Source organism: Gordonia lacunae (genome assembly GCF_002149015.1).
GTDB classification, from domain to species: domain Bacteria; phylum Actinomycetota; class Actinomycetes; order Mycobacteriales; family Mycobacteriaceae; genus Gordonia; species Gordonia lacunae.
In genome coordinates this window covers 19,711-42,404 of sequence record NZ_NGFO01000002.1, presented here as the reverse complement: position 1 = coordinate 42,404, position 22,694 = coordinate 19,711, and the positions used below count along the sequence as shown (strand labels likewise).

At 67.1% G+C, this 22,694-nt stretch carries 23 protein-coding genes; 16 read left to right on the top strand and 7 right to left on the bottom strand.

Annotated features, from left to right (window positions below):
* Nucleotides 1-16 precede the first annotated feature (16 nt).
* On the bottom strand, nt 17-832 hold the full coding sequence (locus CA982_RS02000; protein ID WP_086533677.1) for a mycofactocin-coupled SDR family oxidoreductase: 816 nt from the start codon (nt 830-832) through the stop codon (nt 17-19).
* Nucleotides 833-1,125: 293 nt separating this feature from the next.
* Between CA982_RS02000 and CA982_RS01995 the strand changes: the two genes are divergently transcribed.
* From CA982_RS01995 to CA982_RS01985, 3 genes are all read left to right on the top strand, one after another.
* Nucleotides 1,126-1,674 carry a flavin reductase family protein gene (locus CA982_RS01995; protein ID WP_086533890.1) on the top strand — a complete coding sequence of 183 codons (549 nt, stop codon included), beginning with the start codon at nt 1,126-1,128 and terminating at the stop codon, nt 1,672-1,674.
* A 27-nt stretch (nt 1,675-1,701) separates the two neighbouring features.
* Entirely contained in the window at nt 1,702-1,962 is a 261-nt protein-coding gene (locus CA982_RS01990; protein WP_244176110.1) for a hypothetical protein, read from the top strand.
* 104 nt (nt 1,963-2,066) lie between these two features.
* On the top strand, nt 2,067-2,978 hold the full coding sequence (locus CA982_RS01985; protein WP_086533675.1) for an alpha/beta fold hydrolase: 912 nt from the start codon (nt 2,067-2,069) through the stop codon (nt 2,976-2,978).
* 67 nt (nt 2,979-3,045) lie between these two features.
* On the opposite strand, the gene CA982_RS01980 is transcribed toward CA982_RS01985, so the two are convergent.
* Both CA982_RS01980 and CA982_RS01975 read right to left on the bottom strand, forming a co-directional pair.
* Nucleotides 3,046-3,744, bottom strand: a complete 699-nt coding sequence (locus CA982_RS01980; protein WP_086533674.1) for a Dabb family protein — start codon at nt 3,742-3,744, stop codon at nt 3,046-3,048.
* Nucleotides 3,737-4,084, bottom strand: coding sequence for a hypothetical protein (locus CA982_RS01975; RefSeq protein WP_086533673.1), 348 nt, complete (start codon nt 4,082-4,084; stop codon nt 3,737-3,739). The genes CA982_RS01980 and CA982_RS01975 overlap by 8 nt, the downstream gene beginning before the upstream one ends.
* A 197-nt stretch (nt 4,085-4,281) precedes the next feature.
* On the opposite strand from CA982_RS01975, the gene CA982_RS01970 reads away from it, so the two are divergent.
* Nucleotides 4,282-4,905, top strand: coding sequence for a PadR family transcriptional regulator (locus tag CA982_RS01970; protein WP_086533889.1), 624 nt, complete (start codon nt 4,282-4,284; stop codon nt 4,903-4,905).
* Nucleotides 4,906-4,933: 28 nt separating this feature from the next.
* On the opposite strand, the gene CA982_RS01965 is transcribed toward CA982_RS01970, so the two are convergent.
* The 3 genes from CA982_RS01965 to CA982_RS01955 form a co-directional block, all read right to left on the bottom strand.
* The gene (locus tag CA982_RS01965; RefSeq protein WP_086533672.1) at nt 4,934-5,710 is read right to left on the bottom strand and encodes an IclR family transcriptional regulator; all 777 of its coding nucleotides are present in this window, start codon (nt 5,708-5,710) and stop codon (nt 4,934-4,936) included.
* 132 nt (nt 5,711-5,842) lie between these two features.
* Nucleotides 5,843-7,051, bottom strand: coding sequence for an NADH:flavin oxidoreductase (locus CA982_RS01960; RefSeq protein ID WP_086533671.1), 1,209 nt, complete (start codon nt 7,049-7,051; stop codon nt 5,843-5,845).
* A gap of 132 nt (nt 7,052-7,183) precedes the next feature.
* Nucleotides 7,184-7,753, bottom strand: a complete 570-nt coding sequence (locus CA982_RS01955) for a TetR/AcrR family transcriptional regulator (RefSeq protein ID WP_244176093.1) — start codon at nt 7,751-7,753, stop codon at nt 7,184-7,186.
* A gap of 153 nt (nt 7,754-7,906) precedes the next feature.
* On the opposite strand from CA982_RS01955, the gene CA982_RS01950 reads away from it, so the two are divergent.
* The 12 genes from CA982_RS01950 (at nt 7,907) to CA982_RS01895 (ending at nt 21,683) form a co-directional block, all read left to right on the top strand.
* Complete coding sequence (locus CA982_RS01950) at nt 7,907-8,776, top strand: SDR family oxidoreductase (RefSeq protein WP_143412512.1); 870 nt, start codon at nt 7,907-7,909, stop codon at nt 8,774-8,776.
* A 274-nt stretch (nt 8,777-9,050) separates the two neighbouring features.
* Complete coding sequence (locus CA982_RS01945; protein ID WP_086533669.1) at nt 9,051-10,307, top strand: ABC transporter substrate-binding protein; 1,257 nt, start codon at nt 9,051-9,053, stop codon at nt 10,305-10,307.
* A gap of 25 nt (nt 10,308-10,332) precedes the next feature.
* A complete protein-coding gene (locus CA982_RS01940) occupies nt 10,333-13,149 on the top strand; it encodes a branched-chain amino acid ABC transporter permease/ATP-binding protein (RefSeq protein ID WP_086533668.1) in 2,817 nt (938 codons plus the stop codon).
* Nucleotides 13,146-13,874: an ABC transporter ATP-binding protein gene (locus CA982_RS01935; protein ID WP_086533667.1), complete on the top strand. Its 729-nt coding sequence runs from the start codon at nt 13,146-13,148 to the stop codon at nt 13,872-13,874. Before CA982_RS01940 ends, CA982_RS01935 begins: the two co-directional genes overlap by 4 nt.
* A gap of 198 nt (nt 13,875-14,072) precedes the next feature.
* Entirely contained in the window at nt 14,073-14,861 is a 789-nt protein-coding gene (locus CA982_RS01930) for a 2-keto-4-pentenoate hydratase (RefSeq protein ID WP_086533666.1), read from the top strand.
* A 62-nt stretch (nt 14,862-14,923) separates the two neighbouring features.
* Nucleotides 14,924-15,829, top strand: a complete 906-nt coding sequence (locus CA982_RS01925) for an acetaldehyde dehydrogenase (acetylating) (protein WP_086533665.1) — start codon at nt 14,924-14,926, stop codon at nt 15,827-15,829.
* Complete coding sequence (gene dmpG, locus CA982_RS01920; protein WP_086533664.1) at nt 15,826-16,920, top strand: 4-hydroxy-2-oxovalerate aldolase; 1,095 nt, start codon at nt 15,826-15,828, stop codon at nt 16,918-16,920. Before CA982_RS01925 ends, dmpG begins: the two co-directional genes overlap by 4 nt.
* Before the next feature lie 161 nt (nt 16,921-17,081).
* Nucleotides 17,082-18,548 carry an FAD-dependent oxidoreductase gene (locus CA982_RS01915; RefSeq protein ID WP_086533887.1) on the top strand — a complete coding sequence of 489 codons (1,467 nt, stop codon included), beginning with the start codon at nt 17,082-17,084 and terminating at the stop codon, nt 18,546-18,548.
* 76 nt (nt 18,549-18,624) lie between these two features.
* The gene (locus tag CA982_RS01910) at nt 18,625-19,407 is read left to right on the top strand and encodes a hypothetical protein (protein WP_086533663.1); all 783 of its coding nucleotides are present in this window, start codon (nt 18,625-18,627) and stop codon (nt 19,405-19,407) included.
* A gap of 43 nt (nt 19,408-19,450) precedes the next feature.
* On the top strand, nt 19,451-20,305 hold the full coding sequence (locus CA982_RS01905) for an SDR family NAD(P)-dependent oxidoreductase (protein WP_086533886.1): 855 nt from the start codon (nt 19,451-19,453) through the stop codon (nt 20,303-20,305).
* 2 nt (nt 20,306-20,307) lie between these two features.
* Entirely contained in the window at nt 20,308-21,195 is an 888-nt protein-coding gene (locus tag CA982_RS01900; RefSeq protein ID WP_208617869.1) for an LLM class F420-dependent oxidoreductase, read from the top strand.
* Entirely contained in the window at nt 21,192-21,683 is a 492-nt protein-coding gene (locus CA982_RS01895) for a nuclear transport factor 2 family protein (protein ID WP_086533661.1), read from the top strand. Before CA982_RS01900 ends, CA982_RS01895 begins: the two co-directional genes overlap by 4 nt.
* 22 nt (nt 21,684-21,705) lie before the next feature.
* Here CA982_RS01895 and CA982_RS01890 read toward each other — a convergent pair whose 3' ends face one another.
* Complete coding sequence (locus CA982_RS01890; RefSeq protein WP_086533660.1) at nt 21,706-22,623, bottom strand: LysR family transcriptional regulator; 918 nt, start codon at nt 22,621-22,623, stop codon at nt 21,706-21,708.
* Between the last annotated feature and the right edge of the window lie 71 nt (nt 22,624-22,694).

The following is a 22,694-nucleotide window of genomic DNA, read 5'->3' as shown; positions in this document are numbered from 1 at the left end:
GCTCGTGTGCGAGGGGTCAGCGCGCGTTGAAACCCGCGTCGACGGGGAAGGTCACGCCGGTGATGTACTTGCCGGCGTCGCTGACCAGGAAGGCGATCGCATTGGACACGTCGATCGGATCGATGAACGGCACCGGCATGATGTTGCGGACCGCGTCGAAGTCGGCGTTCGGGTCGCTGTAGAACTGTTCGATGATCGGATTCTGGATCATCGGGGTGGCCACACCCGTGGGATGGATCGTGTTGACCCGGATGTTCTGCGGGCCCAGCCAATTGGCGTAGTTGCGCATCAGACCGACCACGCCGTGTTTGGCGGCGGTGTAGGCCGCGTTCACCCCACCCATGCCGCCGGTGCCCTTGAGGCCCTGGCTGGAGCTGGTGATGACGATCGACCCGCCCTGATTCTCCAGCAGGCTGGGCACGGCCGCGTCGACAGTGTTGTGGACACCGGTGAGGTTGACGTCGATCACGTCGAGGAATGCCTCATGGGTGTTCACGTTCACGCCCAGGGGCATGATGCCGGCGTTGGCGAGCACGATGTCGACACGTCGGCCGAGTGTCTCCTCACCGCGTGCGAGGGCCGACGACACCGCCTCGGGATCGCGGACATCGCCTTGGGATGCCACGATCTTGCTGCCGAGCGCCTCGACCTCCTTGATCGTGATGTCGAGGTCGTCCGGCGTCGACATCGCGTACTCGACTGTCGGGATCTGCGCGCAGAGGTCGAGCGCGATGATGTCGGCCCCCTCACTCGCGAGCTTGATCGCGTGACTGCGGCCCTGGCCCCGTGCGGCACCGGTGATGAAGGCTACTTTGCCATCGAGCGTTCCCATTGTTTCCTCTCGGTCCCGACCACGTGATTGTTCAGTTGCTGGTGTTGTTCCCCTGATGCGCAACACTTCTGCGCACCAGGGTCCGGCCCTCCGGAGGGGAGGATTCCCGGCAAAGCTACGAGGGCGCGCCAGGCCGTACCAAGCCGTGTTCCTGATCAGTGGGATGGGGCCGGATGGCGAGCCGCCCTCGCGACTCGGGGGTTCGTCCCGGCCAACGGGAACCGGGACGCGCGAGAGGATCACGGCAACTATGGTCGCCCTCACATCGGTGTCGACACGAGGAGATGGGTGTGATGGCATCAGTTCCGGATCAGGCGGTGCGCACGGACACCGACGGCGGCGCGGGCCTGCCGGAGGTCGACGGGCAACTCATGCGTCAGGTGCTCGGCCATTTCGCGACCGGTGTCGTCGCGGTGACGGGCGTGCACCCCGAGACCGGGGAACCCACCGGCCTGGCCGCCAATTCGTTCACCTCCGTCTCGTTGGACCCGCCACTGGTCGCCTTCTGCGTCGCGCAGACGAGCTCATCGTGGCCGCTGGTCCGCGCATCCGGACGGTTCACCATCAACATCCTCGCGGAGGCGCAGGAGCACATCTGTCGTCAGATGGCGGCGCGTGGGACCGAGAAATTCCGCGGCCTGAGCTGGGACCCGTCACCGTCTGGCGCGCCCGTGCTGACCGGAACCGTGGCCTGGGTCGAAGCGGAGATCGAGGACGAACACCAGGCGGGCGATCACACGATCGTGGTGGCGAGAGTTCGTCACCTGCACGCCACCGACCAGGCGCCGCTGCTGTTCTTCCGCGGCCGGTACGGGCGCCTGTCCGCGGCACGGGCGGGTTGAGCGGGAAGAGGGGAGAACACCGTGACGATGACACCGTTGGACTGCAGGGGTTGCGGCCGGGTCGTGCGCGTCGAGAAGTTCAGCGCGGCACATACATCCATCGAATGGACCTTCGACTCGCGCGAATGTCCCTTCATCGCCGCGCTTGCCGATGCCGATGTCTTCGGCTCGCACTCGCGCCGGTGTGAGCAGTTGCGCCGAACGATCGATGAGGCCGTCGCCGATCACGAACTGACCGAGTCCGTGCTGGAACTTCCTACAGCAGAGCAGCTCCCGCGGTTGCACTGAGGTCCGGCGTCGTCCTCGACGCCGCGCGGAGAGACCGGTCCCGCGTGTGCCGGTGAACGGGAACGGCGTCGGTCGTCTCGCGGTGACGGTGGCACGCTCGTGAGATGACGATCAACGGAGACACCCGAACCCCGGATACCCACATCTCAGACACCGAGAGCGCAGACCCCCGGACCACGCCAGAGCTCCTCGAATTGCCCACCGAACACGGTGTGTTGCGCTACCGCGAGGCCGGCGACGGCCCGCCGTTGGTCCTTCTCCATGGGTCGGGTCCCGGAGTCACCGGCTGGCGCAATTTCCGCGGAAACCTCCCCGCGCTCGCGGCCCACTTCCGGACGTTCGTGCTGGAGTTACCGGGCTTCGGGGTCAGCGACAGCTTCGGGGAGCCCCATCCGATGATGTCCGCGCAGACCGCGGTCACGGCCTTTCTCGACGGAATGGGCCTCGAGCGCGTCCGCCTGATCGGCAACTCCATGGGCGGGTTCATCGCCACCGACTTCGCGCTGAACGCTCCGGATCGCGTCGAGCGGCTGGTGACCGTCGGTGGCGCCGGGACCAATCTCTACGGCCCGCAGCCGGGGGAGGGCATCATCCGTCTCAGCGAGTTCGTCGAGAACCCGACCCGAGAATCGTTGGTCGCCTGGCTCAATTCGATGGTCTACGACCGATCGCTGATCACCGAGGAGATGATCGAGGAGCGATGGGGTCAGGCGACGGATCCGGACACGCTGGCCAGCTCGCGCGCGATGTACGGCTCGGCAGCCTTACGACGGATGTCCGATGCGATGCGGACCTCCGACGCGACACCCGGCTGGGCGAACCTGCGCAAGCTCCAGGTGCCGACCCTGATCACCTGGGGGCGCGACGATCGGGTGAGCCCCGTGGACATGTCGATCATCCCGATGCGGACCCTGCCGTTCGGCGAGGTCCACATCTTCCCCAACTGCGGACACTGGGTCATGATCGAGCAGCAGAAGGCCTGGGAGTCGGCGGTTCTCGCGTTTCTGAGGCGCTGAGGTCGCGGGGGGCGGACGACCGGCGGCCCGCGGGAGAATCTCGTGGGCCGGCGCTCGTCTCGATGTCCTACCGCGCGGAATCCATCGAACCCGCCAGCTCGGTTGTCGCCACCATGGGTTCGCCGACGATGCAGAAGCTGTGGCAGACCCGCTCTCGCACGATGCACAGCGGATTCTCGGGGTCGAAGTACGGGTCCACCGTCGCCCAGTGGATCGGGTGGTCCATGTATTCGCCGAGCAGGCCGTCGATGCCGGCGAATTCCTGCTCCCAGACGTGCGTCCACCGCGAGTCACCGCCCGCCTCGGCGACGTGGCTGAGCTGCCACGCCTGCATCGAGGTGATGTACCGCGGCATGCGCAGCAGTGCACGTTCGAATTCGTCGATCTGGTGATCCGACGCCTTCTCGTCGACGCGCAGGAGCAGAGCGCGATAGACGATTCCGTGGCCTGTGCGGTGCCGTCGGCCCGAATCCCCGGTCAGGCGGGTGTTCGCGCCGTGGTACTCGACCGAGTTGACGTGAGCGACAGCCACGCCCGAGGTCGCGCTGTCGACACCGGCGCGAGTGCGCCGCCACTGCTCCTCGGAATCGAACTGCAGGTGGACGACGAGGTCGCCGCCGTTGCGGACTCCGGGCAGCGTCGGCGACACAAGGGTCCGGCGCGCACCTGTTGCGGAGGCGGCCGAGGTCATTCGCTCGACGACCTCGTCGAGCGCATGGGCATCGCCGGGGTCTTTCAGATGGAGCAATCGGGTGATCTCATACATCGCAGAGTCCCTCCACGTCAGCGACATCCGCCGCCATCGACCGCGACCGTTCGACGATGAAGGGGGCCATGTCGGTCCACCACTGCGCGGGGGTCGGGTCGTGCCGGGCGGCGACCATGGCCTGCCACCAGCCACGCGCTCCTTCGACCGACCAGGTGGCGGTCACGGTGTTGCTGGCGTCGTCGAGCCAGACCGGCGGGCTGATGACAACCCGGTCCAGGGTGAGGCCTCGGCGCGCGGCGGCTGGTGCGTACACATCGAGATAGGCGGCGACGAAGTCCCGCGCCGCACCGGGTTCGAGGAGGACCTGATCGACGACGAAGATGGTTCGGTCGCTCATGGACGATCACGGTATCGGGCTGGTGGACGACCTGCCGGTCTGTTTCCCGGTGGCCGGGAGGTGAGCGGATCGGGTGCGCTGCGCTCCCGATGGCCGGGAAAGCAGACGCCTGGTCACGGGCGGCCCGTTGATAGTCTCGCCTGGTGAGCGACGATCTCCATCCGAACCTGCCGGCGACGAGCTGGGCGGTGCTGGGCATGTTGTCGTTCGGCGAGGAATTGACCGGCAATGATCTCAAGAAGTGGGCGGACTGGAGCATCGGCTTCTTCTACTGGAGCCCGTCGGTGAGCCAGGTGTACGCCGAACTGAAGAAGCTCGAGGACCAGTCGCTGGTCGTGTCGCGGAAGGTGTCCGACGAAGGTGTCCGGGGACGGCGCGTCTACGGCATCACCGACACCGGTCTCGAGGCGCTGCGCAGCTGGTCTCGCTCGGCCGACGTCGAGATCCCCGTGCTGAAACACGGGGTGATGTTGCGTCTGTACATGGGTCATCTGCAGACACCCGAGGAACTCAAACATGTTGTGCGTGCCCACATCGCGAACCTCCGCGAGACCGCGGACCGGGCTGCTCTGCACGCCGAACACTCCGAGGCAGAACCGGGCTGGGCTTTCTCCCAGATGAGCCTGCGGTGGGCGCAGCGCTATTACCAGTCCGAGATCGAGCTCGCGCAAGAGTTGTTGGCGGAGATCGACTCCGCCGCCGCGCGGTTCGAGTCGGCCGCCGACCACGACGATCGGGGACTGCCCATCCCGCGGAATCCCGGCGCGTGGCGTGACGTCCCCGCCGACTCGACAACGACCGACCCCGGACAGCCCGGCTGACGGGTCGCGCCCCGAGTTGGCGACACGGTCACCCCTCGGCGAGTACTCGCGCCGCGGTGGGCAATGACCGCATCAGGTTGCGGCGCTGCAGGGTAGGGGTGACCCGGGTTCCGTCGCACATGCTGCGCCAGATGGCGCCGGCGGTCAGGCGCACCGGGGTGATCATCGTCGAATCGAAGGTCAGATCGCGCAGGGGCCCACACACCGAGACTGCCGTGGTCGCCTCGCCGATCGGTCCGATCGGCGCGGCTATACAACCGAACCCGCTGACGGATTCGTTGCGCTCGAAAGCGATTCCATGCTCGAGTATCAGATCGGCGCCGGGCATCCGGTGCCCGGTGTAGGCGAGCAATGCCCGTCCCAGCGCCGATCGGCGTGCGTCCCGGCGACCCCCGATCCGGGTGGGCACGAGGGGCGCCAGCCGGCCGCCGATCTTGTCCAGGTAGACGACATCGTCACCGTCCAGGACGGCCAGGTGCACGACCATGCCGGTCGTCCGATACAGCTGGTGCAGGTGTTCGGTCGACGCGGCGTGCACACGGTCCTGGTGAACGGCCAGCGATCCCAGTTCGACGAGCCGGATACCGAGGCTGTAGCTGCGGCCGTCTCGGCTCAGCCACCGCAGGGCGACGAGCCGCTCGAGCATCCGGTGCGCCGAGGATCGCGGCAGGCCGGTCCGGAGCACGATCTCGGCGAGGCTCAGCCGGTCCCGGCCGTCGAAGGCGTCGAGGACGAGCGACAGCCGATCGAGAATTGCGCTCGGGGCTGACGGGGCGTCGTCGGCGATCTCGTTCGGGATGGACATAACGTCGCTCCTGTTTCCGGGCTGCATCGCCCTGACGTGGCTATTTCTATTAGGAATTGTGCCACAGAGCGTAGCCGATGTGAAACGGCTCACGAAAGTGCTGCACAGAATCGACGCCGGCTGCGGCCGGGTTCACGCCCTCGCGTCGACCACCAGCGGACATCTGGTGCCGGTGAAGATGCTCGCCGTGCACAGGTTGCAGTGGATGCACAGCGAGGTCGTCGCCAGATCCTTCTGGATGCGGTTGATCAGGTCGGGCTCACGCAACAGTGCGCGCGCCATGGCCACGTACTCGAAGCCGTCGCGCATCGCGGTGGTCATGCCGTCATGATCGGTGACCCCGCCGAGGAGCACGAGAGGCATGGTCAGTGCCTCGCGGAACTGCCGCGCGTGATCGCGGAAGTAGAGCGGTTGATAGGGGTACTGCTTGAAGACGAAGCGGCCGAACATCTTCATGCCGAGTTTGACGATGCCCGACTGTGTCTCGGCCATCGCTCGGATCGGTACGTCGCCCCGGAAGAGATACATCGGGTCCAGCAGAGACGATCCGCCGGTCAATTCGATCGCGTCGAGATGTCCATCCGCCTCGAGCATCTGGGCGAATCGGAGTGATTCGTCGAGCCACAGCCCGCCCGGAACGCCGTCGGCCATGTTCATCTTGGCGATGACGGCGACCTCTCCGGCGGCCGCGTCGCCGACCTCGGCGACGATCCGGCGGGCGAACTGCGCGCGATTGGACAGCGAACCACCCCACGAATCCCTGCGCCTGTTGATGTTCGGGCTGAGGAAAGAACTCGCGAGGTAGTTGTGGCCGAGATGGATCTCGATCGCGTCGAAGCCGACGTCCTTCGCCATGCGTGCGGCGTCCCCGTGCGCCTTGATGACCCGGACGATGTCGTCCTCGGTGGCGGCACGGTCGAATCCCATCGCCAGCGGGTTCGGTCGGGCCGACGGGGCGATGGATGGCAGTCCGTTGGACCGCGAGTTGGCCACCGGCCCTGCGTGCCCGATCTGGGCCGATACCTTGGAGCCGGTGGCGTGCACCGCCTCGGTCAGCCGCCGTAAACCCGGCAGGGCCTCCGGCCGCCAGTAGATCTGATCGCGCTCGGTGCGCCCTTCCGGTGCGACGGCGAGGTACGCGACGGTGGTCATCCCGACGCCGCCCGTGCCGACGGCCACATGGAAGTCGACGAGTTCGTCTGTCACCAGCGCATTGCGGGTGACACCTTCGAAGGTCGCCGACTTGATGATGCGGTTGCGCATCGACACCGGACCCAGTCGGGCCGGTGCCAGTGGATTCGGTGTGGTCGTCGCGGGAACGGGGGATGCGATGTCGGGCATCGGGACTCCTTGATTCGGTGGGCTGGGCCGGGGCCGGGACTGCGGATGAGATGACAGGGGACCGTGCACAACCGGTGCCGGACCGGTTGTGACGGGGGATGTGGACCGGGTGGCCTCGTGTGAGATGGGACCTCAGGTGCGGGTGGGGGTTTCCGGGATCCGGATGTCGATCCAGCCGAGCATCGCGTCGACCGCGTCCGCGGAGTCCCCGATCGCGCCGGAATCGGCCCATTCGGTGAGAGCGGCGAACGCGGCGGCCTGGTATGTCGACGCCAGTGCGCGGCAGATCGCGGGCGGAGCGTGCGGCACCCGCCGGCCGATGAAGGCAGCCAACTCGTCGATCCAGGGGCGATAGGCGCGGGGTGCCATCGCGACGAGCTCTGGCTCGTCGGCGATCAGCCGTAACCAGGCCGGATTGACGCGCTGCACGCGGGGGTGATGCGACACCGAACTGACGACGCCGGCGCGGATCGCATCGGCGAGGGAGTCTGCAGCAGAAGTTTTCTCGAGAGCATCTCGCAACCGGTCGGTGGCGTGCGCGACGCCGATCCAGGCGATGTCGGCCTTGGTGGGGAAGTGGCGCAGCAGCGTTCGCGCGCTCACCCCGGTGGCCTCGGCCAGGTCGGCCCAGCTCGTGTCGGCGAATCCCTTCTCACGCCATAGGCGGAATGCAGCTTCCGCGACGGCTCCGGAGTCGATCACCGACGGCCGCCCGCGACCGCGCCGGCGGCCCGGGGAGGGTGGCGAGGGCGGATCGTCGACGGGTAACACCTATCGAGCAGACCATTTTTGTCCTAGTGTGTCAAATATTGGCGGCAGTGCGGTGCCGTCGTCATCGAGACAGCGGAGCGCGAGATGGGAGAACGAGCGGTGAAGTGTTACGTGGTGACCGGATCGGCGTCGGGAATGGGCCGTGCCGTCACAGAAAAGCTACGCGCACAGGGGCATACGGTCATCGGCGTCGACCTCGTCGACGCCGAGGTCCTCGCGGACCTGTCCACCGCGGACGGGCGGCACAGGGCGATCGCCGACGTCCTTGCGGCAGCCGGTGGACGGCTCGACGGTGCGGTTCTCGCCGCGGGTCTGGGGCCGACGCCGGGGAAGGAGCGGCTCCGACTCATCGCCGAGGTCAACTATCTGGGCGTCGTGGAACTGTTGGAGGGCTGGCGGCCCGCCCTCGCCGCTGCCGACGAGGCGAAGGTGGTGGTTTTCTCCAGCAACTCGACCACGACCGTCCCCGCGGTGCCCTCGCGTACCCTCGCGGCGTTCGCCGAGCGGGACATCGACAAGGTGTGCCGGTCGGTGCGGATCTTCGGCAAGCAGGCCGCGCCCATCGTCTATGCGGGCTCCAAGCTGGCGGTCAGTCACTGGGTGCGGCGCGCAGCCGTGTCCCGTGAGTGGGCGGGCGCCGGCATCCGGCTGAATGCGCTGGCGCCCGGTGCGATCCTGACCCCGCTGCTGGAGAAGCAGCTGGCGACCCCGACCGAGGCGAAGGCCATCCGAAGCTTCCCGGTCCCCATCGGGGGATTCGGCGATGCCGGGCATCTCGCCGACTGGGTCCTGTTCATGCTGTCCGACTCGTCGCGATTCCTCTGCGGGAGTGTGCTCTTCGTGGACGGCGGTTCGGACGCGTACTTCCGTGCGAAGGACTGGCCGCGAGCGGTGCCGATCCGGCACCTGATCGGCTACGTCCGACGGTTCCGGGGATTCACGCCGTATCGCTGACACGGATCTCCTTCGTTCGCCTCACCAACCGCCCCGCTCCGTCCTCCGCGGCCCGGGGCGGTTTCTGTGCAGGTCAGGGCGCCGCAGGGAATGCGGGGCGGAGAGCTCGACGAATGTCCCGGTGACCGGGAACTGCTGTCTTCGCATCGGCATCGCGTGCGCACATAATTCACTGCTTGCACCCGGAGGGTGATGCGAATCACGCGGGGGAGCCGATGTGTGGGATGTCCTGTCCGATGCGCGGGCCTCGCAGTTCTGTGAAGGAGTACCTGTTATGAAACTCGGTGGACTGACTCGCCATCGGCGAGCCGTGGCCGGCCTGAGCGCGCTCGCGGTTGTGAGCGTGGTCGGCCTGACGGCATGCGGCAGTGACGATTCCTCGAGCAGCAGCGCACCGTCGGCGGCGACGACGTCCCTGCCCGCCGACCCGGCCGACGGCACGCCTGTCAAGATCGGCTTCATCTCCGCCGAGGGCGGTGCCGCGGTCTCGCTGCCCGAGTACCGGCAGGGCGCGGAAGCGGCAGTCGAATACGTGAACCAGAACGGCGGCGGCCTGGCCGGGCACCCGGTCGACCTGGTCGTCTGCAAGCAGCAGGAAGAGCCCACGTCGGCCACCAAATGTGCCAACGAGCTCGTGGAACAGGGTGTCGCTGCGGTGCTCTCGCCCGGTACGTCCATGGGGCAGGTGATCGTCCCCATCATCACCGGCGCCAAGATCCCGTACGTGACGCTCAACGCCGTCTCCGCCGCCGAGCTCACCTCGCCGGGCGTGTCGGCGCTGTCGGCCGGACTGCCGGGATCGCTCACCACCACGGCGACCGCCGCGAAGAGCGAAGGCCTGAAAAAGGTCACCGTCTTCGCCAGCGACGGCGGTGGCATCGGCACCGTGATCAGTCAGATGGGCGGTCCGATCTTCCAGGGAATGGGCATCGATCTCAACGTCGTGCCGATCCCGCTGGGCGTGCCGGACCCGACTCCGATGGTCTCGGCCGGTCTGTCGGAGAAGCCGGACGGGATCAGCGTCGTGGCCGACGCGGCGACCTGTGCCGCGGTCCTCAAGTCGGTCCAGACCCAGGACCCGACGGTCAAGAAGATCTTGATCCCGACCTGCCTCGACCCGAACGTCACCAACGTGATCGGCATCGACTCGATCAAGGGCAACCTCGGCGTCACCGCGACCGACTATCTCTCCGACGAGCCGGATTCGGTTCTGTACCGGAGCGTCCTCGGTCAGTACGCACCCGACCTGTCGATCACCGGCCCCGGTTCCTCGGGCTACCAGGTGCTCCTCGGATTGGTGCGCGCGGCCGACGGTATCCAAGGTGATGTCGACGCGGCCTCGATCGCCGATGCACTGAAGACGAGCAAGAACATCGAGATGCCCGCCGGCGGCGGAATCACATTCACCTGCAACGGAACTGCCTTCCCGCAGATGCCGTCCCTCTGCTCGAGCCAGATGCTCTACGGCACGATCAACGATCAGGGTGTCCCGGTCGACCTGAAGCTCGCCGGACAGAAGCCGGCCGCGTAAGCGTTCCGGCACAAGAGGAAACGACATGACTGACCATCTCTCCTATCTCGTGCTCGGCCTCGGCAACGGGGCGGTGTACGCGGCCATCGGGCTCGCGCTCGTCATGACCTTCAAGAGCTCCGGCGTCGTGAACTTCGCGACCGGCGCGGTTGCGCTGTACACCGCGTACACCTACGTCCTGCTGAGGACGGGGGAGCTGATGGTCCCGATACCGGGACTCCCCAAGTCGATCCACCTCGGTGGACCGCTTGGGGTGGTCCCGGCCATGGCGATCGCCCTCGCGATCGCTGCTGTTCTCGGTGTGCTCTGCTATGCGCTGATCTTCCGGCCCATGCGCAATGCCTCTGTCGTGGCCAAGGCGGTGGCGTCGATCGGGCTGATGATCGTGCTGCAGGCGGTCATCGCCCAGCGCGTAGGCACCCAGATCCCGTTGGTGGAACCGATCTTCCCGATGAAGACGATCCCGATCGGCGACAGCGTCGCGCCGACCGATCGCCTGTGGCTCGCGGGTTGCGTCGTCGGTCTCGCGATCGTCACCACCCTCGCCTTCCGCTACACCCGGTTCGGCGTCGCGACCGAGGCGGCGGCAGAATCGGAGAAGGGCGCCTACCTGACCGGGTTGTCGCCGGACAAGATCGCGTTCAGCAACTGGGCGCTGTCCTCGGTCCTGGCGGGTCTCGGCGGCATTCTCATCGCCCCGCTGGTCTCGCTGAATCCGGTCGCCTACACGATGTTCATCGTGCCTGCGCTCGCCGCGACGCTCGTCGGCAACTTCTCGTCGATCTGGCTCACCGTGATCGCCGGGATCGCGATCGGCGCCCTGCAGTCCGAGGCGACCAATCTGCAGAACACCTTCGATTGGCTTCCGAAAACCGGCCTCTCCGAGGCGATCCCACTCATCCTCATCCTCGGCTTCCTGGTGGTGAAAGGACGGCCGCTCCCCGATCGTGGTGCGTTGGTGCGACAGGCCCTGGGCCGGGCGCCCCGTCCGGAGCGGATCCTCTTCCCTGCACTGGTCTCCATCGCAGTGGCCGTCGTCGCCTTGATGTTGACCACCGGCAGCTACCGGGCGGCCGTGATCACCAGCATCATCTTCGCCGTGGTCGCACTGTCCCAGGTCGTGGTGACCGGGTATGCGGGGCAGGTGTCGCTGGCGCAGTTGACCCTCGCCGGCGTGGGCGCCTACTCGCTGTCTGTCCTCAACACCCACCTCGGTATCCCGTTCCCGTTCGCGCCGATCGTCGCGGCGGCCGTCGCCACCGTGCTCGGTGTCGTGGTCGGTCTGCCGGCCCTGCGCGTCCGGGGTCTCCCGCTGACGGTCGTGACCCTGGCGTTCGCGGTCTTCCTGGAGGCGTTCTGGTTCCGGAATCCCTCGCTCAACGGCGGGGTCACCGGCGCGCCCATCGACACTCCGCGGATCTTCGGGATCGACCTGGGGATCGGCGCCGGGGAGAACTACCCGCGCCTCGCGTTCGGCGTCCTGTGCCTGATCGTGCTCGTGCTCGTCGGGCTCGGCGTGGCCTGGCTGCGACGCAGCACACTGGGGACCGACATGCTGGCCGTCCGCGCCAACGAGCGGTCGGCGGCGGCCACCGGCATCGATGTGTCGCGAACCAAGCTGGCCGCCTTCGGGATCGGTGCGTTCATCGCCGGCCTGGGCGGCTCCCTGCTCGGCTACCAGCAGACCCTCGCCACCGCCGAGTCGTTCACGGTGTTCCTGGGGATCAGTCTGTTCGCGGTCATGTACATCGCCGGCATCACCTCGATCACCGGCGGAATCCTGGCCGGCCTGATGGCTCCGGGCGGTCTGCTGTACATCGTCCTCGACCGGGCGGCCGACATCGGCGAGTACTACACGCTGATCAGCGGAATCCTGCTGATCGTCTCGGTGATGGCCAACCCGGACGGTATCGCGAGCCGGTTGCCGCGCATCCCCTGGCCGGCGCTGCCCGCGCTGCGGCGGACCGCAGGCGAGGCATCGGCTGCCGCAGGTCCCGCGCCCTCCGGCGATGCGGCGCCGACGATCGACCGCACCGATCCGGTTCTGGCGGTGGCCGGTGTCGGCGTCCGCTACGGTGCGGTGGTCGCCGCCGAGGACGTGTCCTTCGAGGTCTATCCGGGCGAGATCGTCGGACTCATCGGACCGAACGGCGCCGGGAAGACCACGATCATCGATGCGGTGACCGGATTCGCGCCGTCCACCGGCGCGGTCATGCTCGGTGGCCGCGACATCAGTACGCTGCGCCCGCACGTCCGCAGTCGGCACGGTTTGGGGCGGAGTTTCCAGGACGTCGAGCTGTACGACGACCTCTCCGTCGCCGAGAACGTCACCGTCGGCGCCAGCCGGTCCCGGTCGGATGTGCCGGTGGACCATCGGGTCTCACAGGTGCTGCAGATGGTCGGGCTCGACGAGATGGCCGACGCCGAGGTCGCCACCCTCTCCCAAGGCCGGCGCCAGCTGGTGTCGGTGGCACGAGTGCTTGCGGCATCGCCGAGGGTCGCGTTGCTCGACGAGCCGGCCGCCGGGCTGGACTCCGCGGAGAGCCGGTGGCTGGGCGAACGGCTGCGGATGGCCCGCAACGCCGGGACCTCGATCCTGATGGTCGACCACGACATGGACCTCGTCCTGTCGATCTGCGACCGCGTCGTGGTTCTCGACCTCGGCAAGGTCATCGCGACCGGAACGCCCGAACAGATCCGCACCGATGATGCCGTTGTCCGTGCCTACCTCGGGATGCCCAGCGGCGCCGCAGATGTCGACCCCGATGTCATCCCGGAACTGCACAGCGCCACCCAGTCCACCGTCACCGAGACCACGAGCACTCAGGAGGTTCTGTCGTGAGCGCGCTGCAATGTAAGGGACTGACGACGGGCTACACCAAGCAGCGGCCGTGCGTCCGGGATGTCGACCTGACTGTCGAGCCGGGCGAGATCAGATGTCTGCTGGGTCCGAATGGCGCGGGCAAGACAACGCTGCTGATGGCACTCTCCGGGATGCTGCCGCGATTCGGCGGTGACGTCGCGGTCGACGGGACATCACTCGCCGGCGGGCGTCCGCGTGACGCGGTTCGTGCCGGGATGGTGCTCGTGCCGGACGATCGCGCGCTGTTCCGGCAGCTGTCGACGGTGCAGAACCTCCGACTGGCCGTGCGGGAGCGCAGTCGGCGGGCCGCGGCCGTCGACCAGGTGATCGAGTACTTTCCCTCTCTCGAGAAACGGCTGAAGATCGACGCGGGGCGACTGTCCGGTGGTGAGCAGCAGATGCTCGCGATCGGCCGCGCCATCGTCCAGCGGCCGAAGGTCCTGCTCATCGACGAGCTCAGCATGGGGCTCGCGCCGGTGATCGTCGACGAGATCCTCGATGTTCTCCGGCGCCTCGCCGCCGACACCGGGATGGCGGTCGTCCTCGTCGAACAGCATGTACACCTCGCCCTGAGTGTGGCGGACACCGCGGCCGTGGTGGTGCACGGGAACGTGCTCATCGACGATTCGGCGTCGGCTCTGCTCGCCGAACCGGGGCGAATCGAGCGCGCGTACATGGGAACCGAGGGCTCGGTGGCGGTCTGACCGTGGCGGTGACGGTCCCGCTGAATGGACTCTCCGGCCAACGGAGCGCACAGACGTAGTGGAATCAGCATGGTCACGTCGACCCGGATCCGGTGCAACGGGATTCCGGAATATTAGAACGTGTTCTAGAATTGAGTGATGCGCTTCGGTACCACCACGGTGGTGAGCGTTCCCCCAGGTGTACGAGAGTGAGGCGAAATGGCGGTTGACCAGTCGATTCGTGAGCAGATCGCGGCCGATCTGGCGCGGGCGGAGGCGTCGGCGACCGCCATCGACCGCCCCACCGACGCCCACCCCGACCTCGATGTGGTCGATGCGTACGAGATCCAGCTGATCAACATCCGCAAGCGGCTCGACGCCGGGGCGAAGGTCGCCGGGCACAAGGTCGGCCTGGCATCCGAGGCCATGCAGAAGATGATGGGCGTCGACGAACCGGACTACGGCCATCTGCTCGACGACATGCAGTACTTCGAGCACACCCCGATCGATGCCAAGAAGCTCTGCTTTCCGCGCGTCGAGGTCGAGGTCGGCTTCATCCTGGGCGAGGACCTGCCGGGCGAGGGATGCACCAACGAGGATGTGATCGACGCGGTGGCCTGGGTGGTGCCCTCGATCGAGTTGATCGACTCCCGGATCAAGGACTGGAAGATCACGCTCGGCGACACGATCGCCGACAATGCGTCGTCGTGTGGCTGGATTCTCGGTCAGCAACGCGTCCCGATCTCCGAGATCGACACCGGTGACATCGAGGCGACGCTGACGCGCAACGGTGAGATCGTCGCGAAGGGCAACTCGTCGGCGGTGCTGGGTCATCCGCTGAATGCCGTGAGTTGGCTCGCGCGCAAGGTCGAGGGCTTCGGGGTGCGCCTGCGCAAGGGCGACGTGATCCTCCCGGGCACCGCGACGCGGGCCATCGACATCTCGTCGGGCGATCACTTCGTGGCCGACTTCGCCGGATTGGGCAGCGTCACACTCGATTTCACCTGACGCGAAGTGTCCCTCGATTCACCGAGACAACAACAGCTTTCACCGAGCAAGAGGAGGAACCCGTGGCAGCCAAGCTGACCGCAGCGATCATCGGGTCGGGCAACATCGGCACCGACCTGATGTACAAGCTGGAGCGCTCCGAGGTGATCGAGCCGCGCTGGATGGTCGGCATCGATGCCGCCTCCGAGGGCATGAAGCGCGCGGCCGATCATGGCCTCATCACGATGAGTGGTGGTGCCGACGAACTGCTGGCGTCGTCGGAGCGTCCGGATCTGATCTTCGAGGCGACCTCGGCGTACGTGCACCGCGAGTACGCGCCGAAGTATGAGGAGGCGGGCATCATCGCCGTCGACCTCACCCCGGCTGCCGTCGGCCCCGCGGTGGTGCCCCCGGCCAATCTCCGCGAGCATCTCGATGCACCGAACACCAACATGATCACGTGCGGTGGTCAGGCGACCATCCCGATGGTGCACGCGGTGAGTTCGGTTGTGCCGGTGCCGTATGCCGAGATCGTCGCATCGGTGGCCTCGGTGTCGGCCGGGCCGGGCACCCGCGCGAACATCGACGAGTTCACCGCGACGACCTCGGCGGGAGTGGAGACGATCGGCGGCGCGCAGCGCGGCAAGGCGATCATCATCCTGAATCCGGCCGACCCGCCGATGATCATGCGCGACACCATCTTCTGTGCCATCCCCGAGGATGCCGACACCGACGCGATCGCCGAGTCGATTCACCGGCGGGAGAAAGAGATCCAGGCCTACGTGCCGGGATACCGGTTGCTGCAGGACCCCCAGTTCGACCCGCCGAGCGTCCTGAACGGCGGACACGCCCGGGTGTCGATCTTCGTCGAGGTCGAGGGTGCAGGGGACTTCCTGCCGCCGTACGCCGGGAATCTGGACATCATGACCGCTGCCGCCACGAAGGTCGGCGAAGAGATCGCGAAAACCAAGTTGGGAGTCCCCGCATGAGCACCAATGTGGTTCTGACACCGCGTGACCCGAAGCTGATGGCGAACGCGCGCAAGTACTCCGACGCCCTCGACATCCGCATCACGGACTCGTCGCTGCGTGACGGCAGCCACCACAAACGTCACCAGTTCACCGAGGACGAGGTGCGTGCGATCGTCGGCGCCCTCGACGAGGCCGGCGTGCCGGTCATCGAGGTGACCCACGGTGACGGCCTGGGCGGGTCGTCGTTCAACTACGGCTTCTCCAAAACCCCTGAGCAGCAGCTGATCAAAGCCGCCGCCGAAACGGCGAAGCGCGCGAAGATCGCCTTCCTGATGCTGCCGGGGCTGGGCACCAAGGACGACATCCGCGCGGCGCAGGACAACGGCGGTCAGATCTGCCGCATCGCGACGCACTGCACCGAGGCCGATGTCTCGATCCAGCATTTCGGACTCGCGCGCGATCTCGGCCTGGAGACCGTCGGGTTCCTGATGATGAGCCACAGCCAGCCTCCGGAGGTCATCGCCAAGCAGGCCCGCATCATGGCCGATGCCGGGTGTCAGTGTGTCTACGTCGTCGACTCCGCCGGTGCGCTGGTCCTCGAGGACGTGACCGTTCGGGTGGAGGCCCTGGTGGCCGAACTCGGCGACGACGCGCAGGTCGGGTTCCACGGGCACGAGAACCTCGACATCGCGGTTGCCAACTCGGTCAACGCGATCCGCGCGGGCGCGCAACAGATCGACGGCTCGATCCGGCGTTTCGGGGCGGGCGCCGGCAACACGCCCACCGAGGCCTTCGTGGGTGTGTGTGACAAGCTCGGCATCACCACGGGGGTCGATTTCATGAAGATCGCCGACGCCGCACAGGATGTCGTCCGGCCGGCCATGCCGTCGGAGTGCCTGGTCGACCGGTCCGCGATGATGATGGGCTACGCCGGTTGCTACAGCTCGTTCCTCAAACACGCCGAGGGTCACGCCGAACGCTACGGCGTCTCGGCCGCGGCGATCCTCCTCGAGGCGGGTAGCCGGAAACTGGTCGGTGGCCAGGAGGATCAGCTCATCGACATCGCGCTCGAGCTCAAGAAGAAGCAGGACGCGAACGCCGGGGTCTGACCGGCCACACCACGACGACGGCGGCCGATGTCATTCGGTCCGCCGTCGTCGTGCTGGAAGACAGACGCACTCCGACGGCAAACCCTCCCGGTGTCCGGGATCGGGGATACCCCTCCCGATGTGGCGATGAATGAATGAGATTCACGTCGAAGGAGGATGACATGAACGATGGGACACTGATGCCGGTCTCGGCCGCTGAGATCGAGTGGACCGATGAGGCCGACGTCGTGGTCGCCGGACTCGGGGTGGCTGGTGCGGCAGCGGCCATCGAGGCCGCGCGGGCCGGTGCCGACGTGGTGGCACTCGAACGGCTCGGCGGCGGTGGTGGCGCCGCGGCGATGTCCGGTGGATTCATCTACCTGGGCGGGGGAACCGCCCTGCAACGGGCGCTCGGGTTCGACGACTCGGTCGAGAACATGAAGTCCTTCATGAAGGCCGCGCTCGGACCCGGCGTCGACGAGGCCAAGATAGACGTCTACTGCGAGGGAAGTGTCGAGCACTACGACTGGCTCGTCGGTGCGGGTGTCGTCTTCGACGAATCATTCTGGGGCGAGCCCGGATGGGAACCTCCTCACGGGGAGGGCCTGATGTACTCGGGCGGAGAGAATGCCGCGCCGTTCAACGCGACCATCCCGCCGGCGCCGCGTGGACACCTCCCACGTCGTGCGGCGGTCACCGGCGGCGAGCAGGCCGGCGGGTACATGCTGATGAAGCCGCTCCTCGATTTCGTCGACGATCTGGGCGTCCGAACGCTGTACGACAACAGCATCCGGTCGCTGGTCGTCGACGACGACGGACGAGTGGTCGGCGTCGTCTCACGGAGTTTCGGGAACGACATGGCGATCCGTGCACGTCGCGGCGTGGTCCTCGCGACCGGGAGCTTCGCCTACGACGACACGATGCTCCACGATCACGCGCCGCAGATCGAAGGTCGTCCCGCGGCCTCGATCGAGAGTCACGACGGCCGGTCGATTCTGATGGGTCAAGCACTCGGCGCGGCGACGGCGCACATGGACGCGACCGAGGTGGCGATCTTCTGCGACCCGCAGTTGATGGCCCGTGGGATCCTCGTCAACGGACAGGGCCAGCGGTTTGTCACCGAGGACACTTATCCCGGCCGGATCGGGCAGGCGACGCTGTTGAACCAAGGGGGCGAGGCCTTCGTGATCATCGACGAGGCATCGTACGAGGAGGCGCTGACCACCGAGTCGACCAGTGCGATGATGCGTGCCACGCCGAAGTGGGTGTGCGAGAGCGTCGGTGAGCTCGAAGCCGAGATCGGCCTGCCCACCGGTTCGCTGTCGGCGACGGTCGATCTCTACAACATGCACGCCGCCAACGGAACCGATCCACTGTTCGGCAAGAAATCGCAATGGCTGAAGCCGATCTCGACGCCGGTGGCTGCCTACGATCTGCGGGGGATGACGGGCGGGTTCACCCTCGGCGGGTTGAAGACCACCGTCGACTCCGAGGTGCTGCACGTCTCCGGTGTTCCGATACCGGGCCTGTACGCGGCCGGCCGGTGCACCTCGGGGGTGTGCGCCGGCGGGTACGCGAGCGGCGCGAGTCTGGGGGACGGCAGCTTCTTCGGGCGTCGGGCCGGGGTGAGCGCCGCGGCGGCCGGCTGAGCGAAGCACATGCACGGTAGGACAGCGCCGTCAGAGAACAGGACGGCTGCTCCATGACACGACAGGAGGCACCCGAGTGACTCGCTTCCCGCTGGCGTTCTTCTCGTTCGTCGCGCTCTCGGACAACACACCCGAGAACCATCGGGACTACAACCGATGGCACCTGATGGACCACCGGCCAGAGAATCTCGCGCTTCCCGGGGTCGCGTGGGGTGAACGCTGGTCGCGCAACGTCGAGGTGACCGGAAGTCCCTGTGTGAACGACGAATTCGACGCGATCGACTACGTTGCGATGTACTGGTTCGACAACCCCGTCGAGAAGTCGGTCGCGGAGTGGAATCAGCTCGGCGCGGATTCGTTCGAGTGGGGGCGCGGGCCGCTGATCCCCGGAGTCCAGCGGCCACTCCTGGGATTCTTTCGGCCCGTCAAGGGTTACGCGGCGCCATCGGCACTCGTCTCGGCCGAGGTGTTGCCGTTCCGCCCGAATCAGGGTGTTCACCTCACACTCACCCGATTCGACGACGCGCGCGGTGTTCTCGCGCACGAGCACCATGCGGCCGAGGATCGCGAGCTGATACCGGAACTTCTCGATCTCGCCGGGGTGGCGGGCGTGTGGACATTCAGCTTCAGCCACCATCAGAACGTCACGATGCGCCCACGGGTCAACGCGGACGATCCGGCCGGCTCGATGCGAATCCGATTGGTGTACATCGACGACGATCTCGCGTCGACGACCACGCGCCTCCAGGAGGCGGCCGCCGCGTTCGACACCGAGCATGGATACGGCCGAGACGATTCGGCGGTCCAGACGCTGGCGAGCGTCCCGCTGCGCACCATCGTGCCCTTCGTCGACTGGTGACCAGTCGCGACGTGCAATGGATGAAACCGAGAGGTGGACAACGATGACCGACACCGACACCGATGGGTCGAAGCTCGTCGACCCGGGCAAGTACGGCCCCTGGGCCGTGATCGCGGGCGGATCCGAGGGGGTTGGTGCCGCGTTTGCGCATCGGCTCGCCGAGGCCGGGATCAATCTCGTCCTCGTCGCTCGCAAACCAGGGCCGTTGCAGGAGACCGCTGACGCGGTGCGGGAATGCGGAGTCGAGGTGCGGACACTGTCGCTCGACCTCACCGAGGCCGCATCGGCGGGTCGGATAATCGCCGAGACAGAGGATCTGGATGTCGGGATGCTCATCTACAACGCCGGCGCGAACACCTACGGAAGTGAGTTCGTCGAGGGGGGCCTGGGACGCTTCCACAGTGTCATCGACCTCAACATCACCGCTCAGCTGGCTCTCGTGCACCACTTCGGTGCCCGGATGCGTGCGCGGGGGAGTGGCGGTCTGTTGCTCATCGGCTCGATGAGCGGTTATCTCGGCGGCAAGCACCTGTCGATCTACAGCGCGGTCAAGGCGTTCGGTCGCGTGTTCGCCGAGTCGCTGTGGCTGGAGCTGCGTGACCACGGCGTCGATGTGCTCGAATTGGTGCTGGGAGTCACCCGAACACCGGCGATGGAGCGTGCCGGGATGAATCTCGCTGGTGCATCGGGCATCAGTGAGCCCGACGATGTTGCCCGGGAAGGCCTCGCCCATCTTGCCGATGGGCCGGTCTGGGTCGCGGGCGGCAATGCCGAACGTGTGGCGGAGATCAACGGGCCCAACCGTCGGGAGCTGATCCTCCGGCAGGATGCCCGGATGCGAAAGCTGTTCCCGCAGCGGGCGGGTGATGCTTCCGAACGTGCCCGGGGTCGAGGCTGATGGTGCGCATCGGGGTCACCAGTCCGATCGTCACCCGGCTACCCGGCGTCGCCGGTGAGTGGGAGGCGTCCGCAGGCATCGCCGAGTTGGCCGAGATCGCGGTGGCGGCCGACGAACTCGGCTTCGAGTACTTGACCTGCAGTGAGCACGTGGCCGTGCCGACCGGCGTCGCCGCCACGCGTGGCGGAACATACTGGGACCCGTTGTCCACATTCGGTTTCCTCGCGGCGCGGACGCGGCGCATCAGGCTGCTGACGCAAGTGCTGGTCTTGGGCTACCATCATCCGCTCGAGATCGCGAAGCGGTACGGAACCCTCGATGCGATCAGCGGTGGCCGGGTCACGCTCGGCGTCGGAGTCGGTTCGCTCCGTGAGGAGTTCGATCTTCTCGGTGCCCGGTTCGCCGGCCGGGGCGAACTCGCCGATGATGCGCTCCGTGCCATACGGGCTGCGATGTCACAGCGCGAGCCGTCGTACGACGGGACTCATCATCGCTTCGGCGGCATGCTGGTCGAACCGCATGCGGTCCAGCCTTCGGTCCCGGTGTGGGTCGGGGGCCGCACTGTCAGGTCGCTCCGCCGTGCCACGCAGCTCGGTGACGGTTGGGTGCCCTTCGGTCTGGACCGTGAGCGGTTGCGAGAGATGCTGTCCGACGTGGACCTGCCGGCCGACTTCGAGGTGATCCTGCCGGCCGGCGGCCTGGACCCGGCCGACGACCCAGACGGAGCGCGCGCCGACGTGGCAGCGGCATCGGCTGCCGGGGCCACGGTGGTCGGAGTGACCGTTGTGGCGTCGTCGGTCGATCACTACATCGACCAGTTGACGGCACTGGCGGAACTCTTCGATCTTGCGGCGCCGGCAACGAAGAGCAGCGGAGGTGGACACCCATGACGTCATCCGACGACCGGATCTCAGCCGTGGAGGCCGAGTTGCGCATTCTGCGCGACGAGCGCGAGATCACCCGCCTCGTGGCATCGTATGGCCCTCTCGTCGACAGCGGTGACGCGGATGCCGTTGCCGCGCTGTGGACGTCCGACGGGGTCTACGACGTCGACGGGTTGTTCATGCAGGGACGTGACGACATCGTCGCGATGGTGAGGTCGCGGGCTCATCAGGACTTCATCGCGAGAGGCTGCGCCCATTTCCAGGGGCCGGTACATGTGACCGTGAACGCCGACGAGGCGACGGCAGCCGGCTACTCACTTCTGATCCTGTCGCAGGACAGTGGTTTTCGAGTTCATCGTGCGACCGCACATCATTGGCGGTTTGTCCGGACCGGCGCGGGATGGAAAGCGAGCCGGCGGACAAGCCGTGCGCTCGACGGGAATTCCGTGGCCCACGCCCTGCTCAACGCCGCGGTGCGCGGCCTCGACATCTGATTGTCGGCCACCCGGCTGGTGCTCAGCTACGGCTGATGTGCGCGAGGAAGTCGCGCGCGGCACCGGCACCCGGTTGGGCGCCGGACAGCCAGACCGCGCGCAGGGGCCGGGCGAGGTCGAGGTCGGCGATGCCGACGTGGGTCGACCGATGTCCGAGATCGTCAGCGACCGAGAGATCGCTGAGCACGGCGGGCCCGGCCCCCGCGATGACCGCCGCCCGCACCGACGCCGTCGTGGACAGTTCCAACACGGGTGGTGCCGACTCTCGTCCCGGTCCGAGGGTCCTCGTCAGCGCTCGCTCGAGGAATTCCCGCGTCCCGGAACCCTCCTCACGTGTCACCAGCGAGGTGCGTGCGAGCTCGACGGCCGTGACGGGGCGCCGGAGCCTCGTCCACGGATGACCCGGCGGCACGACGAGGATCAGCTCGTCGCGCGCGACGGTCCGGCTGCGCAGGCCGGTCGGAACGCGCGATCCCTCCACGAAACCGAGTTCGACACCACCGGCACGGACCAGGTCGTACACGTGATCGGAGTTGGTCGCCGTGAAGGAGACCTTGGGTGCGGGTTCGTGCTGGGCGGCGAAGGAGACAAGCCATCGGGGCAAGAGGTGTTCGGCGACGGTCAGACTGGCCGCGAGACGTAGCTGATCGCGTCGTTCGAGGCGTAACGCGGCCAGCCCGGCGTCGAACTCGCCGGCCAGGGTCAGCAACCGGTCGGCCCATTCGGCGACGAGTCGTCCGGATTGGGTCGGCACCGAGCCGCGCGGCGTGCGTGTCAACAGGGCCACGCCGAGCTGGGTCTCCATCGCACGGATACGCGCCGACACCGCCTGCTGGGTGACGCCGAGTCGGGTCGCGGCGGCGTTGAGACTGCCCGTTCCGACCACCGCCTGCAGGGTCTCCAGCGAGGCGAGGTCGGGCATCCGCGGACTCAGCACCATCGCTCGAGGGTACAAGCACCGCTGATGCCCCGGCTACAAACAACGGTTGTACCCTGCCAACGTTTCGGGTC